This window comes from Flavobacterium denitrificans DSM 15936, from assembly GCF_000425445.1.
Lineage (GTDB): Bacteria > Bacteroidota > Bacteroidia > Flavobacteriales > Flavobacteriaceae > Flavobacterium > Flavobacterium denitrificans.
Genome location: NZ_AUDL01000008.1, coordinates 482,733 through 499,116, shown reverse-complemented (window position 1 = coordinate 499,116; position 16,384 = coordinate 482,733). Strand labels below are relative to the sequence as shown.

The following is a 16,384-nucleotide window of genomic DNA, read 5'->3' as shown; positions in this document are numbered from 1 at the left end:
ATGAAAAACTATTTAGAATTTAACGGATACATTGGTACATTAGAATTTTCTGCAGAGGATAAAATATTCTTTGGAAAAATCCATGGTATAAATGATTTGGTAACCTTTGAAGGATCTTCAGTTACAGAATTGGAAGAATCTTTTAAAGAAGCTGTTAATGATTATTTAGAAACCTGCAAATTGTTGAATAAAGATCCAGACAAAACATATAAAGGTTCTTTTAATGTGAGAGTTTCGCAGGAATTACATCAAAAAATAGCGCTCTTAGCGACAAGAAAAGGCTTAAACTTAAATGAAGTTGTAAAAGAAGCTCTATCTTATGTTGTAAAACATGAAGAAGTTTTAAATTAGAAAACCCGAAACAGAAAATTGTTTCGGGTTTTCTTTATCGTTTATCTTCTTTAGAATAATTAGATTCACCATTTATATTAATTTCTCCACCTAAAAAGCGTGGTTCGCGATTTCTCAAAACATCAAAAAAGGATTTAAAAATAGAACCGTATTCTCTAAACGTTACATATTTATATCCTAAATATTCTCCATTGTTTGCAGAATATCCAACCGATTTAATTCCGAGTTTTTGCCCGATATAAATTGCTCGGTTTAAATGATATTCCTGAGAAATTAAAGTTGCTTTTTTAATCTTGAAAATATGTTTCGCACGATACATCGTCGAATAGGTATCGAAACCAGCATAATCGATAAATATTTTTGTGGTGTCAACTCCGTGATTGAAACAGTAGTTTTTCATAACTGTTAATTCATCATACTCATCACGGCCGTTATCTCCCGAAAGTAAAATTTTATTGATACGTTTTGCTTTCCAAAGCATAATTCCAGCATCTAGACGATCTTTTAAATATTTGCTTGGCTGATCTCCGTTAATTCCTGCGCCAAAAATAATTCCGACATCATTTTTAGGGAATTTTTTAATCGAATAATAAATGTTCTTTTTAGTCGAAGATTTCACGTAATAATTTACCGAAACAATGGCAATTAATCCAATAATGGCAAGATAAAGCACTATTTTAAAATATTTTTTCACGGCTTGTATTTGTAAGATTAAGATTTAAAATACGAAGATAACTAAAGTAAAATCAAATAAAAAACCGAAGTATTTCTACTTCGGTTTCAAAATTTAATACTCTAAGAAACTTAGCAACTTAGGAGCTTAGTATCTTAGAAGCTTTATAATAATCCTGCTCTTTTCAACAAAGCTTCAGGTTTAGGTTCTTGTCCTCTAAAACGTTTGTATAAAGTCATTGGATGTTCTGTTCCACCTTTAGAAAGAACGTTATCTTTGAATTTCTTTGCAATTTCTTCGTTGAAAATTCCATTTTCATGGAAATATTCAAAAGCATCAGCGTCTAAAACTTCTGCCCATTTGTAACTGTAATATCCAGAAGAATATCCGCCTTGGAAAATATGAGAAAAAGCAGTACTCATTGCATTTTCTTTTACGTCTGGATACAATTGTGTGTTGGCAAATTGTTCCGTTTCAAAAGCTTTTAAATCTGTGATAGCAGTTGGATCTTGTCCGTGCCAAGCCATATCTAATAGTCCGAAACTTAACTGGCGCAATGTTGCCAAACCTTCTTGGAAACTTGCACTTTCTTTAATTTTCTGTACATATTCAATCGGAATGATTTCTCCCGTTTCGTAGTGATTTGCAAATAAAGCCAAAGCTTCTGGTTCGTAACACCAGTTCTCCATAATCTGACTTGGTAATTCTACGAAATCCCAAAAAACCGAAGTTCCAGATAGACTCGGATATACTGTGTTCGCCAACATTCCGTGTAAACCGTGACCGAATTCGTGGAATAAAGTTGTTACTTCATTAAAAGTCAATAATGAAGGTTTTGTTTCGGTTGGTTTTGTAAAATTACAAACGTTCGAAATATGTGGTCTTTCGTTAACGCCATCTTTTACATATTGCGATTTGAATGAAGTCATCCACGCACCGTTTCTTTTTCCTTTTCTGGGAAAAAAATCAGCATAGAAAATCGAAACCAAATTGTTTTCGGCATCTCTTACTTCGTAAGTTGTAACTTCTTCATGATATTTATCGATATCAAAAACTTCGGTAAAAGTTAAACCGTATAATTTTTTGGCAACTGTAAAAGCGCCGTCTAAAACTTTTTCTAATTGAAAATAAGGTTTCAGTTTTTCATCATCTAAATTAAAAAGTTGTTGTTTTAGTTTTTCAGAATAATAAGCGCCGTCCCATTTCTCTAATTGGTCAATTCCGTCTAGCTCTTTTGCGAAAGCAGTTAATTCAGCAAACTCCTTTTGCGCCGCAGGTTTTGCTTTTGCCAATAAATCATTTAAAAAAGAAAAAACTTTCTCCGGACTTTCGGCCATTCTTTCTTCTAGAACAAAATGAGCATGCGTTTTATATCCTAATAAATTAGCTCTTTCGTGACGAAGTTTAGCAATTTTCAGAACGTTTTCTTCATTGTTGAATTCATTACTTTGAAAACCTTTCGCACCAAAAGCAATTGCCATTTTTTTACGCAGTTCACGATTGTCAGCATAAGTCAAAAACGGAACGTAGCTTGGATAATCTAAAGTAAAAATCCAACCTTCTTTTTCCTGATTTTTGGCTAATAATCTCGCCGCTTCGATTGTTCCTTCCGGTAAACCAGCTAAATCTTGCTCATTAGTTAAATGCAATTCGAAATTGTTGGTTTCTGCCAAAACATTTTCGCCGAACTGTAAACTCAATTTTGATAATTCCTTATCGATTTCTCTTAATTGGTTTTTCTTGTCTTCTGGTAAATTGGCTCCGTTTCTAGAAAAGCTTTTGTATTTTTTATCTAATAAAGTCGTTTGTTCCGGATTCAGATTTAAACTTTCTTTCTGATCGTAAACCGCTTTTACTCTCGCAAATAATTCTGCATTTAAGCGAATGTCATTTCCAAATTCTGAAAGTAAAGGCGAAACTTCCTGTGCAATTTTCTGCATTTCGTCATTCGTTTCAGCCGAATTCAAATTGAAGAAAATACTCGAAAGACGATCTAAAATATCGCCAGAATAATCCATTGCTACAATTGTGTTTTCAAAAGTCGGCGCTTCCGGATTGTTTACAATCGCATCGATTTCAGCTTTAGCCAAAGTAATTCCTTCATTGAAAGCAGGGACATAATCTTCGATTTTAATTTGTGAGAAAGGTGCTGTATTATGTTTGGTATTGAAATATTGTGTTAATACGCTCATAGTGTTTATGCTATTTAAAAATATAAAATTAGAAAATCATAATTTGAATTTCTCCGTATCCTGAAAAGTATTCCAAAAACGAAGCAATTCTAAATTAGTGTTTTCGATACGGTAGTAAAGTGAAATGTGTTTTGTAATGACAATTTTGTAAACATTTTTATAATTTGTTTTGAGAAATAAAACATTGTCATTTTTTAAAAGTGCAATTGTGGTATTTACTTTTTCAATGAAATTTTGAGCAACTTTCTCAGACCATTCAGCTTCCAAATAATCGATATTGTTCCAAAAGTCTTGTTTAGCTTGTGGAGCCCAAATTACATTCATTATTTAAAGTATTTTGAATAACGATTTTTGGTTTCTTCCATAACAACATCGTGCGAAATGCCTTCATTATTGTCTAAAGAATAAATAGCCTCATTTATTTTGCTTTTTTGTTCTTCTGAAAGGTTTTCTTTGGATTGAATGAACTCGACAATTTCCTGAATTAAATCGGGATTTTCAATGTCTAAAACTATTTTAGCGAGCTCTATTTTAGAAGTTTGAATGTTCATTTTGCTTTTTTCTCAAAGTTAAGTTTTTCTTTTAGAAATTTTTTATAAGGATTAGTTAATTCTTGGAGAGGTTTGTTTCACAAAGTTTCGCAAAGAAAAAACACAGAGATTCACAAAAATTTTGTGTGGCTCTGTGTCTTTTTTGTGTATCTCTGTGAAATTACTTCTTTAAACCTTCAGCTGCTTTATTAACCGCCGCTTTCAATTCTTCTTTATAAGAAATAATAGTATCTAAAACTTTTTTATCGTGGCTTCCGATGATTTGAGCTGCTAAGATTCCAGCATTTTTTGCTCCGTTTAAAGCGACAGTCGCAACAGGAACGCCGCCCGGCATTTGCAGAATCGATAATACAGAATCCCAGCCGTCAATTGAATTACTTGATTTTACCGGAACTCCAATTACTGGAAGAGGAGACATAGAAGCCACCATTCCTGGTAAATGTGCCGCACCGCCCGCACCGGCAATAATTACTGAAATTCCACGAGTGTGTGCATTTTTGCTGAAATCGAATAATTTCTCCGGCGTTCTGTGTGCCGAAACAATATCTACTTCAACTTCTACATTAAATTGTTTTAATATGTCGATTGCATCTTGCATAACTGGCATGTCTGAGATGCTTCCCATTATAATAGCTACTTTGCTCATTGTTTTTTATTTGTTGTGTTTGTTTCAGGTTTAAAGTTTCAAGTTTTTGTTGAGACTGAAAAACTGTTTATTTTGTTTTAAGTTGTGAACTGTTACTGAAAACTGCGACTGAACACTAAAATTTACTGACCACTGATCACTTTAATAGTGTTCTTAACTTCCTGTGCAATTCGTCGTGCTTCCTGCATATTTTCATTTACGATTGTTACGTGACCCATTTTTCTAAACGGACGCGTTTGTTTTTTACCGTAAATATGTGGAGTAACGCCATCCCATCCTAAAATGGTTTCGATGTTTTTGTAAACAACGTCTCCAGAAAATCCTTCGGCACCAACTAGGTTTACCATTACTCCGGCAACTTTACTGTCGGTATTTCCTAACGGAAGATCTAAAATTGCGCGTAAATGATTTTCGAATTGTGAAGTATAACTGGCTTCTATAGAATAATGTCCAGAATTGTGCGGGCGTGGCGCAACTTCATTTACTAAAATTTCATCGTCCTGAGTCTGGAACATTTCAACAGCTAAAAGTCCAACGTGATTGAAGTTTTCTGAAACCTGCAAAGCAATTGCTCTCGCTTTCTCAGCAACTTTATCGTCGATTCTTGCTGGGCAGATTACGTATTCAACTTGGTTGGCTTCTGGATGAAATTCCATTTCGACAACCGGATACGTTTTCATTTCTCCTGATGGATTTCTAACCACAATTACCGCCAATTCGTTTTTGAACGGAACCATAGTTTCTGCAATGCATTCTACATTTGGCAAGGTATCTAAATCTGATGCTTGGCGAACTATTTTTACACCATTTCCGTCATAACCAAATTCGGTGCATTTCCACACGAAAGGCAATTTCAGATCGCTGATTTTAGATTTTAGACTTTCTAAATTTTCAAATCTTTCGAAAGGTGCAGTTGGGATATTATTTTTAGCGTAAAATTCTTTTTGAACACCTTTATTCTGAATTCCTTTTAAGGTTTTTGGAGAAGGATATATTTTTAAACCTTCGTTTTCCAATTGCGTTAAAGCTTCAAGGTTTACCAATTCGATTTCGAAAGTCAAAACATCGACTTGTTTTCCGAAATTGTAAACGGTTTCATAATCCATTAAATCGCCTTGAAAAAACTTGTTGCAGGCAATTTTACTAGGCGCTTCGTCGCTTGGATCTAAAACGTAAGTTTGTATGTCAAATTTTCTGGTGTCGAACAAAAGCATTTTGCCTAATTGTCCTCCGCCTAATATTCCTAATTTAAAATCAGAAGAAAAATAATTCATTTTGTGTTGTGTTTTTGCAAAGATACTTTTTAATCTTTTTTTAGCCAAAATTTAGTTTTTCTGCCACAGATTAAAAGGATTAAAAAGGATTTTTTTTGTTTGCCACGAATTGCACGAATTTTCACGAATTATTTTTTTTCAAATTCAGCATAAAAAATTAGTGGAAATTCGTGTAATTCGTGGCAACTAAAACTTATTTTATTTTCTTCAAAACTTCTTTGGCGACGGCTTTGTAGGCTGCGGAATGATCTCCGAAATCTTTGTCGATTATGACTTTTAACTCGGGATGAATCCAGTCGTAGTAATTTCCTAGTATATATAAAGTGCGAATAGAGTAGGCTTTGGTGGCGACTTTTGTGTCATTAATTAACCAGTCGAAAGAGGCTTCGATGCAGTCTTGAAGATTTTCTTCGGAGAGTTTTATGCCGTTTTCGTTTTTCTTATAATGGGATTTTACTAAAAGCTGAACGACTTTTGCAATTGGGCGCATCGAGCTTTCATCTTTTAAAACTTTTAAATTCGAGCAGAAAAAATCCAAATGTGGCTGGAGCCAATGCAATTCTTCATACGATACAAATTCTAAAATCCAGCAGGCTTTATGATTGTTTTTGTCTTCAGGCGAAAAGCAAATTGAAACCAACTCACTAAAAAGCGAAGGGTTTTCTAAAACATCCTGTGCCGTTTTGAGGCGATTTTCTCTGTAAGCATTTACGTAGTCTAGCTTTTTCTGCAGTTCAGACAACATTGTTTTTTATGTTTAAATACAATGCTAAAATAAATAATTTAATGAGATCATTCCGTAATAGTTTATTGGCAAACCAGGATAATAAAATCGAGGTTGTGCATTTCCAACGGCGGTGGCATTGGTCAAAATCATCGAAGCGTATTTCTCATTTGTAACATTATTTATTCCTGCATCCAAATGTGCTTTTAAACCCGATAAAATTTCAAATTGATAACCCGTTTTTAAATTCAAAAGCGAATATGAATCGGAATAATCGGCATTAGAATCATTCATCGGGATTTTATCTGTAAATTGAAAATCAGCAGTAAAATAAAACCCTGAATTGGTGTTTAAATTAAAACCAGCACTTGCAGTATTGGCAGGAACTCCGGTTAATTTGTTTCCTGAATAATCATTTCCGTTATCGACAAATTCTTTGAATTCATAATTTCCGATTGATGTTCCAACATAAGAATTTAGAGTAAAAATTCGATTGAGTGGCCAATTATGATTTAACGAAATTTCAATTCCCTCATGAAAAGTTTTCCCAGCATTTACGCCTTCGTACTGATCATCACCAATTCTTTTGGCAACTAATAAATCTTTAATTTCCATTCGGTAAACGGAAATTTGTGTGTATAGTTTTTTATCGAAAAAATGCAATTTTCCACCCAATTCAAAATTATAGCCTGTTTCTGGTTTTATGTTTTGATTGATGTTTCCGGTGCTGGTCAAAGTTTCTTCGGTTGCAGGAAGAGAAAATCCACGGCTTACAGAAAAATAAACGGTCTGAATTTCATTTGGCTTGTAGAGAAAGGAAAGCTGAGGCGAAAAAATGCCATCATAACTATAATGTTCCGTTGGATTATTCGCGGAAGCAGGAAAATCATTCTGAAGTTCGAATTTGGTTTTGTTGTAATTCAAACCCGCCTGAATCTCAAAATGTTCAGAAAGCAAAGTTCTGATCTGCGAGAAAATGTTGTAAAAATCTCTTTTTTGATCGGTTGCTGTAAGTTGATCGCCTTGCAAACTTCCGTTTCCATTATTTTGCTGATATAAGTTTTGAAAAGTATTTCCGCTATAATTATCTTTGAAATATTCCAATCCTGCTATAAACTGATTGTTGATTTTTCCAATTTTAAAATCTCCTGAAAATTGCGTTCTTACGCCAGAAGCAAAAGTATATTGACGTAAAATATCAAAAGGTCGCGGTTCGTTGCTGTCTTTATAATTGATAAAAACAGAAGTTGAATTATTCAAATGATCATTAATTTTGAAATCATAAGCCAATCCTGCCAAAGTAGATTTGTATTCTTTGAATCCTTTTGAAGCAACCCAAGTTGGTGCGCCCGCTTGCGGATTATTTTCAAAAGTGGTTTTGTTAATCGAACTCGGAATAAAAGCTTTTAAATAAGTGTAATTCGAAAAGTAAGTCAGTTTGCTGTTTTTCTTTCGGAAAAATTCTCCCGAAAGCGTAATTCCTTCTCGGTTATAAGCGCTGTTTTCGCGCCAACCGTCAGTTTTTAAATTATGATAACTTAGATTTAGTGAAGCACTTTTTTCGTTCCAATTAAAACCGACTCTGTTTTTCAGTAATCCAAAAGAGCCAAAAACAGAACTGACTTCGGTTTGATAATTTCCTTTATTAAATGTTTGAGGCGAAATCAAAATCGCTCCTCCCAATCCTGCGCCATAAATACTAGATAGCGGACCTTTAATCACTTCAACTTGATTAATATTTTGAAGATCAATATCATCAATTACGGTTTCGCTGTTTCCAGATGTCAGTGGGATAGTCCCATAGAAAGCCCTTATTTTATTGGTTCCGTATGGAGTTCTCGCGCCAATTCCGCGAATCGAAATTCGGGTTGTGGTAATATTCGACGACTGCATAAAAACTCCGGGAATTGTGTTGATGACGTTGCTAATGTCTGTAGTGTTATTTCGAAGTAATTCTTTCTCAGATAAAATGCCAATTGAAGCCGGACTATTCTGCAAATCACGATTAATATGAAGTGGACTTATTAAAACTTCGTTTAGTTTTTGGGTTTTGATAGAATCAATATTTTGAACTTCTTTTTCCTGTGCTAAAATGTTTAAAGAAACAAAAAGCACAAAAAGAAGAAGGAAATATTTTTTTAAAATCATGAGAAGATAAAATTAAAGACGAGTTTTTTAATACGTAGAAATGTAGCATTAATCGAGGCAAAAAGACATTTTACTTATTAAGATTTTAATATATTTTTTAACCGCAAATTGCACAAATTCACACAAATTAATTTGCGAAAATTTGTGTAATTTGTGGTTAGAAGCAATCAAATCTTATTACAATTTATTTAGCTGTCACTTTCCAAATAGTATTCCCGCTGTCATCGTTTACTAAAAGCGATCCGTCGTTCATAACCGTTACAGCAACAGGACGCCCATAAACTTCTGCTTTTTCATCATTTGAAATAAAACCAGTTAAAAAATCTTCCGGTTTTCCTGAAGGTTTTCCATCTTTAAAGGGAACAAATAAAACTTTATAACCTGAAATTACAGATCGGTTCCAGGAACCATGCTGACCTACAAAAGCACCATTCTTGTATTTTGCCGGAAAAGCATCTTTAGTGTAAAATGCCAATCCCAAAGAAGCAGTATGAGCACCAACCGGAACATCAGGAACAATAGCTTTTTTTATTAAATCTTTTCGTTCGCCTTTCCATCTCGGATCAGGAATGCTTCCAAAATACGAATAAGGCCATCCGTAAAAACCGCCTCTTTTTACACTCGTAATATAATCGGGAACCAAATCGTCGCCAAGTTCATCTCTTTCATTTACTGCCGTCCAAAGTTCTTTTTTGTTTGCCGGATTCCAGTCCATTCCCATTGGGTTTCTAAGTCCTTCAGCATAAATTTTTTCACCCGTTCCATCAGGATTGATTTCTAAAATTGCGGCGCGGCGAATTTCTTTGTCCATTCCGTTTTCTCCGACATTGCTTCCAGAACCGACACCAATATAAATTTTTGTTCCTTCAGGATTTGCAAGCAAACTTCTTGTCCAGTGATTGTTGTAGCCACCAGCAGGAAGCTCAACGATTTTAGTTCCTTTAGTTTCTAATTTTAAAGGAGCATTTTTATAAGGGTAACGGTAAAGTCCGTCAGTATTGGCAACATAAAAAAAGTCTTTAAGAATTAGCATTCCTAAAGGTCTGTTTAAACCAGAAATAAAAACTTCGCGAGTTTCATAGGTTCCGTCTTTATCATTGTCGCGCAAAACTATAATTTGGTTTTTACTAGTTCTTGTGCCACTTTCAACAACAAAAATATCATTGTTTGGGCCAATATAGCTCCAACGCGGATTGCTAAAGCCGTCAGCAAATTTTGTAACCGTAAAACCTTCGGGCGCAATTGGTGTTTTTCCTTCTGGCCAGCCTAAAACTTTGCTGTTTTTTCGAGCGGATTCAGTTGCGTATGGAGGTGGCAGTGTAATGTTTCCAATAGCAGTTTTTACAACATTTGCAGGTTGTTTCGACAAAGCTTCTTTTTCTTCCTTTGTTACTTGTCCGTGACATGCTGTTAATATCAAGAACGCAGAAAAGATTTGTATTGTGGTTTTCATTGAGGATTAATTTATAGGTTTAAAAAGGCTACAATTTACTAAAATTAAAAAGTTTTTTTTCGAAAAGATGTACTTAAAGTGTTTAAAAATGCTCAGACAGTTTATTTTGATATTTACAGTTAAGTTGTAATTCTGTATCTTTGTCCATTATTTTAAATTTAAAAATAATGATACAACTTCACGATAAACAATTTGTTCCGTTTATTTCGGCTAAAGAAATTGATTTTGCTTTAACTAAATTAGTGGCTCAGGTAGAAGATGATTTTGGAGATGATACTCCAATTTTTATTGGAGTTTTGAACGGCGCCTTTATGGTTGTTGCCGATTTTTTGAAAAAGTATAAAAAACCATGCGAGGTTTCATTTATCAAAATGGCTTCGTATGAAGGTACAGAAACAACAAATTCGGTTAAAGAATTAATAGGAATTAATCAGGATTTGTCTGGTAGAACTGTTGTTGTCATTGAAGATATTGTTGATACTGGAAATACGATCGAAGAATTAAAACATTTGTTTAAAGCGCAAAATGTAAAGCATTTTAAAGTTGCTACATTGTTCTTTAAGCCTGAAGCGTATAAAAAAGACATGAAAATAGATTATATCGGAATCAGAATCCCAAATAAATTTATTGTCGGTTACGGATTAGATTACGACGGTTTGGGAAGAAACCTTGCTGAAGTTTATAAATTAGCAGAATAATTAAAAACAAACACAACTAAATATTCATTTAAAGACTTCTGAAAAAAGAAGTACAACACTCATTTCAATTATGATTAACATCGTTTTATTTGGAAAGCCTGGTGCAGGAAAAGGAACGCAGGCAGAATTTTTAAAAGAAAAATACAATTTAACGCACCTTTCAACAGGAGATATTTTTCGTTTCAATTTAAAAAATGATACTGAACTAGGGAAAAAAGCAAGAGTTTTTATGGACAATGGAGAATTAGTTCCTTGCGAAGTAACAACTGCAATGTTAATTGATGAAGTAAAAAAACACCCAGATACAGCAGGATTTTTGTTCGACGGTTATCCAAGAACAATCAATCAGGCTGAGGCTTTAGATAAATTTTTGCCAACAATCGGATCTACCGTAACAGCAACAATCGCTTTAGAAGCTGATGACGAGATTTTGGTAAAACGTTTGTTAGAAAGAGGAAAAACAAGCGGAAGAGCTGATGATCAAGACGAAGAGAAAATTCGTGTGAGATACCAAGAATACAATGAAAAAACAGCTCCTCTTATTGGATACTATAAAGAACAAGGTAAGTTTTATGCCGTAGATGGTATTGGAACTATTGAACAAATTACAGAGCGATTAACGTCAGTTATAGATAATTTGTAGAAGCTAGTCCAGCTGTACGTGAAATCCCGATAGCTGTCGGGAAATAAAGAACTATTTTTCTAACCATAAAGCTAGCTTCTTAAGATATTTAAGAAGCAATGTTTTCGGGTTAGAAAAATTAGTTTTTTAAGCAACAGCTAAAATCAAGATTGCGAATTATTTTTAACGAGACTATTTTATAACGAACCTACAATCAATTGGAAATACTAATTATATTTTTTCTAATTTTATTAAACGGAGTTTTCTCCATGTCTGAAATCGCTTTGATTTCGGCCCGTAAAAACAGGCTTGAAACCGCTGCGAAAAAAGGCAACAAAAGTGCTAAAACAGCACTCGACTTAGCCAATTCCCCAAATAAATTTTTATCAACAGTACAAATCGGAATTACCTTAATTGGAATTTTAACCGGTATTTACTCTGGAGATAAAATCACTGCTGATGTTGAGGTTTTTGTGTCAGGTTTTGCAGCATTAAAACCTTACGCACATTCAATTGCAGTGGGAATTGTGGTTGTAGTTTTAACATTCTTCTCACTGGTTTTAGGAGAATTGCTTCCAAAGCGAATCGGATTAAATTATCCAGAAGCGATTGCTAAAATGGTAGCAATGCCAATGAAAGTGATTTCTATTATCACGGCTCCATTTATTTGGTTGCTGACTTCATCAACAGATTTTTTGTTGAATGTTTTTCAAATAAAACCAACCGCTGACGGAAAAGTGACCGAAGAAGAAATTAAAGCCATCATTAAAGAAGGAACCGAAGTTGGAGAAGTTCAGGAAATTGAACAAGATATTGTGGAGCGTGTTTTCCATATTGGAGATAGAAAAGTAAGTTCGTTAATGACACACCGTAAATCGGTTGACATGTTGCCGTTAAAAGCAGATAAAGACAAGATTAAAGAATTGGTAGTTCAGGATCTGCATGCTGTTTATCCAGTTTATAATGATAATTATGATGATATTGTTGGAGTGGTTACACTAAAAAATATCTTCGCCAGCATCGAAAAAGATAATTTCGATTTGTCGGTAATAGTTTCTGATGCGCCTTATTTAATGGAACAGACCACGGCATATAAAGCATTAGAAAATTTCAAGAAGACAGGAGTTCATTATGCTTTGGTTTCAGATGAATATGGTGTTTTTCAAGGATTGATTACTTTGAATGATATTCTGGAAGCTTTAGTTGGAGATGCATCAGAATTTTATAAAGACGAATTCCAGCTTATAGAAAGAGAAGATGGTTCGTGGTTAGTTGATGGACATTATTCGTTGCACGATTTCTTAACTTATTTTGAGTTGGATGAACTGACAAACGATTACGAAGTGAACACCGTAAGCGGAATGATTATGACCGAACTTTCACATATTCCAAAAGAAGGCGAAAAACTGGTTTGGCAAAAGTTTGTTTTAGAAGTCATCGACATGGATGGCGTTAAAATTGACAAAGTGCTTGTAAAAGCGCTTAAAGAATAAAGAAAAATAGTTTTCAGTCGCAGTTTTCAGTCACAGTTTGTGCTGAAAATTCAGATTGAAACTGAAAAATAAATAAAATAGAATTTAGAATAGAATTTAGAGTAATCTAAAATCTAAAATCTAAAATCTGAAATTCAGAAAAATGACAGAAGGAAATTTTGTAGATTACGTTAAGATATATGTTTCTTCCGGAAAAGGAGGAAAAGGCTCTACGCATTTACATAGAGAGAAATTTATTGAAAAAGGTGGTCCAGACGGTGGAGACGGTGGCCGTGGAGGACATGTGTATTTGGTTGGAAATAAAGGACTCTGGACATTATTTCATTTAAAGTTTGCGCGTCACATTAAGGCGGGTCACGGTGGAGACGGTGGTGGAGATCGTAGTACTGGTGCAGACGGAGAAGATAAAATTATTGAGGTGCCACTAGGAACTGTTGTAAAAGACAAAGAAACGGGTGAAACACTTTTTGAAATTACAGAAGACGGAGAAAAAAGAATCCTTGCAAAAGGAGGAAAAGGAGGTTTAGGGAACTGGCATTTTAGAAGTTCAACAAATCAAACGCCTCGTTATGCACAGCCAGGTTTGCTGGGTGTAGAAATGGATGTGATTTTAGAATTGAAAGTTTTGGCCGATGTTGGTTTAGTTGGTTTTCCAAATGCAGGAAAATCTACTTTATTATCTGTTCTGACTTCAGCAAAACCAAAAATTGCCGATTACCCGTTTACGACTTTAAAACCAAATTTAGGAATCGTAGCGTACAGAGATTTTCAATCTTTCGTAATTGCTGATATTCCTGGAATTATCGAAGGTGCCGCAGAAGGAAAAGGCTTAGGACATTATTTCTTGCGCCATATTGAGCGTAACTCAACTTTATTGTTTTTAGTTCCGGTTGATACTCCAGATATTAAAGCGGAATATGATATTTTGGTTAACGAATTAACGAAATACAATCCTGAAATGCTGGACAAAGAACGTCTAGTAGTAATTTCAAAATGCGATATGCTAGATGATGAACTAAAAGCAGAATTGAAAGCTGAACTTGATGTTTCTTTCAAAGATGTTCCTTATATGTTTATTTCTTCTGTTGCACAGCAAGGTTTGACCGATTTGAAAGACAAGCTTTGGAAAATGCTTAACGAGTAAAGTTCTAAGTTTCTAAGCTACTAAGTTCAAAGAAAAAGCTTAGATTCTTAGTAACTTAGCAGCTTAATAACTTTTAAAAAATAAAGGCGTTCTATTTTTAGAACGCCTTTATTTTTTAAAAACAATGTTAAATTCTTAATAAAAGACTAAAAAAGCGAAAGCATGTGCAATTTTAGAATTGTTTTGAACGGAATAATTATAAATATGCCCTATATTCGCGTCACTTAAACAAAATAACATGAAAAAAGTAATTTTATTCTTTACCATGTGCCTTGTGGCTTTCCCAATGAGAGCCGATGAAGGAATGTGGTTTTTGATGTTTATCGAAAGATTGAACCATAGAGATATGGAAAAAATGGGCTTGCAATTGACAGCCGAAGAAATTTATAGTATCAACAATCATAGTTTAAAAGATGCGATTGTACAATTCAATGGAGGATGTACTGCTGAAATCGTTTCGAATACTGGATTGGTACTTACAAATCACCACTGTGGATATAGCGCAATTGCTGAACTTTCGTCAGCAGAACAAAACTATTTGAAAGATGGTTTCTGGGCTAAAGATCGTAGCCAGGAAATGAAACCAAAATCTTTATTTGTTCGTTTCTTCGTTCGTATGGACGATGTTTCTAAAAGAATTTTATCTAAAGTAAACGATCAAATGACTGAAACGGAAAGAAACAAAGCGATTCAGCAAGAAATCAGTTTGATCGAAAAAGAAAACAGCGAAAACGGAAAATATACAGTTTCTGTTCGTCCTTTCTTTCAAGGAAATGAATATTATTATTTTGTTTACCAAGATTACACAGACGTTCGTTTAGTGGGAACACCGCCAGAAAGCGTTGGTAAATTTGGTGGAGACACTGACAACTGGGAGTGGCCTCGCCAAACTGGAGATTTCTCTATGTTTAGAGTGTATGCAGATAAAGACGGAAATCCTGCCGCTTATTCAAAAGATAATGTGCCTTTAAAACCAAAACACTATTTGCCAGTAAGTATCAAAGGTGTAAAAGAAAATGATTTTGCAATGATCTTAGGTTATCCAGGAAGAACAAACCGTTGGATGCCGGCGGGCGGAATCGAGCAAAATGTAAAATATGCTTATCCTGCTTGGGTTGAAGGTGCAAAAACCGGAATGGATGTAATGAAAAAGTATATGGATAAAGATGCGACTGTTCGTTTAAACTACGCTTCTAAATATGCTTCGACAGCCAATTACTGGAAAAACCGTCAAGGTATGATTGATGCTTTAACAAAAGCTGGAACAGCAGATGCAAAAGCAGAACAAGAAGATAAATTTTATGAGTGGGCGAGCAAACCTGCTAATAAAGAGAAGTACGAAAATGTAATACCAACAATCAACGATTATTATAGAGAAACGAACTTAAAAGCGCGTCATGATAATTATTTGACTCAGCTTTTACGTACTTCTAGTTATGCAACTGCACCAGCTAATTTAGGAAATGCATTAATTGCTTACTACAAAGAAAATGATGCGAAAAAAGCAGAAATGCTTCCTAAAATTAATGCAATGGTTGAAAATATTTATGGTGATTTTTATGCGCCATTAGAAAAAGATGTTTTAACAGCTCAATTGAATTTATACGCTTCAAAAGCTTCTGAATACGGACTTGCACCAGAAATTGCAAAAATGAAAGCTGCAAATAATGGTGATTTTACTGCAGATGTAGCAAAAGCAACTGAGGTTAGTTATTTTACAACAAAAGAAAAAGTATTAGGGTTTTTAGCAGATCCAAAACCATTGGCAATTGTACACGATCCGTTGTATATTATTTCTAATGATTTGATGACTAAATTCCGTGCTAAAACAGACGATCAGGCAAAAGCTGATGATGGTTTTGCAATTGCTTACCGTAAATTAGTTGAAGGTTTAAGAGAATCTAAATTAAACGCGATTAAATATCCAGATGCAAACTCTACTTTGAGATTGACTTATGGAAAAGTTCGTGCATTGCCAGCAGATCCTCGTAACGATGCTAAAATCAACAACTATACAGATATGACGAGTATGGTTAAAAAATATAAAGCAGGAGATCAGGAATTTGATTTGCCAGCTCGTTTATTGGAGTTGAATAAGAAAAAAGATTTTGGTCAATATGCTGATAAAGCAGGTTACATGCCAGTAAACTTCTTAACAGATAATGATATTACAGGAGGAAATTCTGGTTCACCAGTTCTTAACGGAAAAGGAGAATTAATCGGAATTGCTTTTGATGGAAACATTGAAGCGATGGCTGGTGACGTAATTTTTGATTCTAAATTGCAAAGAACAATCAACGTTGATATTCGTTACGTTCTTTGGATTATCGACAAATACGCAGGAGCGAAAAACATTATCGACGAATTGACGATTGCTAAATAATCTCAATTTTTAGAATTTTTTTCCGCCACGAA

15 protein-coding genes are annotated in these 16,384 nt (G+C 34.3%); 6 read left to right on the top strand and 9 right to left on the bottom strand.

Annotation, left to right across the window (positions count from 1 at the left end):
- The gene (locus tag H600_RS0105840) at positions 1-351 is read left to right on the top strand and encodes a type II toxin-antitoxin system HicB family antitoxin (protein ID WP_026727907.1); all 351 of its coding nucleotides are present in this window, start codon (positions 1-3) and stop codon (positions 349-351) included.
- 34 nt (positions 352-385) lie between these two features.
- Here H600_RS0105840 and H600_RS0105835 read toward each other — a convergent pair whose 3' ends face one another.
- The 9 genes from H600_RS0105835 to H600_RS0105795 form a co-directional block, all read right to left on the bottom strand.
- Complete coding sequence (locus H600_RS0105835) at positions 386-1,045, bottom strand: SanA/YdcF family protein (protein ID WP_026727906.1); 660 nt, start codon at positions 1,043-1,045, stop codon at positions 386-388.
- A gap of 143 nt (positions 1,046-1,188) precedes the next feature.
- Positions 1,189-3,216: a M3 family metallopeptidase gene (locus H600_RS0105830; protein ID WP_026727905.1), complete on the bottom strand. Its 2,028-nt coding sequence runs from the start codon at positions 3,214-3,216 to the stop codon at positions 1,189-1,191.
- A gap of 36 nt (positions 3,217-3,252) precedes the next feature.
- A complete protein-coding gene (locus H600_RS0105825) occupies positions 3,253-3,540 on the bottom strand; it encodes a type II toxin-antitoxin system RelE/ParE family toxin (protein WP_026727904.1) in 288 nt (95 codons plus the stop codon).
- Positions 3,540-3,767, bottom strand: coding sequence for a hypothetical protein (locus H600_RS0105820; RefSeq protein WP_026727903.1), 228 nt, complete (start codon positions 3,765-3,767; stop codon positions 3,540-3,542). Before H600_RS0105820 ends, H600_RS0105825 begins: the two co-directional genes overlap by 1 nt.
- Before the next feature lie 160 nt (positions 3,768-3,927).
- Complete coding sequence (purE, locus tag H600_RS0105815) at positions 3,928-4,413, bottom strand: 5-(carboxyamino)imidazole ribonucleotide mutase (RefSeq protein ID WP_012022518.1); 486 nt, start codon at positions 4,411-4,413, stop codon at positions 3,928-3,930.
- Positions 4,414-4,535: 122 nt separating this feature from the next.
- The gene (locus tag H600_RS0105810) at positions 4,536-5,687 is read right to left on the bottom strand and encodes a 5-(carboxyamino)imidazole ribonucleotide synthase (RefSeq protein ID WP_026727902.1); all 1,152 of its coding nucleotides are present in this window, start codon (positions 5,685-5,687) and stop codon (positions 4,536-4,538) included.
- Positions 5,688-5,880: 193 nt separating this feature from the next.
- Complete coding sequence (locus tag H600_RS0105805) at positions 5,881-6,432, bottom strand: hypothetical protein (protein ID WP_026727901.1); 552 nt, start codon at positions 6,430-6,432, stop codon at positions 5,881-5,883.
- 24 nt (positions 6,433-6,456) lie between these two features.
- Positions 6,457-8,559 carry a TonB-dependent receptor gene (locus H600_RS0105800; protein ID WP_026727900.1) on the bottom strand — a complete coding sequence of 701 codons (2,103 nt, stop codon included), beginning with the start codon at positions 8,557-8,559 and terminating at the stop codon, positions 6,457-6,459.
- A 184-nt stretch (positions 8,560-8,743) separates the two neighbouring features.
- On the bottom strand, positions 8,744-10,012 hold the full coding sequence (locus H600_RS0105795; RefSeq protein WP_026727899.1) for a PQQ-dependent sugar dehydrogenase: 1,269 nt from the start codon (positions 10,010-10,012) through the stop codon (positions 8,744-8,746).
- A 167-nt stretch (positions 10,013-10,179) separates the two neighbouring features.
- Between H600_RS0105795 and hpt the strand changes: the two genes are divergently transcribed.
- The 5 genes from hpt (at position 10,180) to H600_RS0105770 (ending at position 16,352) form a co-directional block, all read left to right on the top strand.
- Entirely contained in the window at positions 10,180-10,710 is a 531-nt protein-coding gene (hpt, locus tag H600_RS0105790) for a hypoxanthine phosphoribosyltransferase (RefSeq protein ID WP_026727898.1), read from the top strand.
- A 70-nt stretch (positions 10,711-10,780) separates the two neighbouring features.
- Positions 10,781-11,353: an adenylate kinase gene (locus H600_RS0105785; RefSeq protein ID WP_026727897.1), complete on the top strand. Its 573-nt coding sequence runs from the start codon at positions 10,781-10,783 to the stop codon at positions 11,351-11,353.
- A gap of 197 nt (positions 11,354-11,550) precedes the next feature.
- On the top strand, positions 11,551-12,825 hold the full coding sequence (locus tag H600_RS0105780; RefSeq protein WP_084157355.1) for a hemolysin family protein: 1,275 nt from the start codon (positions 11,551-11,553) through the stop codon (positions 12,823-12,825).
- A 142-nt stretch (positions 12,826-12,967) separates the two neighbouring features.
- A complete protein-coding gene (gene obgE / locus H600_RS0105775) occupies positions 12,968-13,969 on the top strand; it encodes a GTPase ObgE (protein WP_026727895.1) in 1,002 nt (333 codons plus the stop codon).
- A gap of 238 nt (positions 13,970-14,207) precedes the next feature.
- On the top strand, positions 14,208-16,352 hold the full coding sequence (locus H600_RS0105770) for a S46 family peptidase (RefSeq protein ID WP_026727894.1): 2,145 nt from the start codon (positions 14,208-14,210) through the stop codon (positions 16,350-16,352).
- Positions 16,353-16,384: the final 32 nt, after the last annotated feature.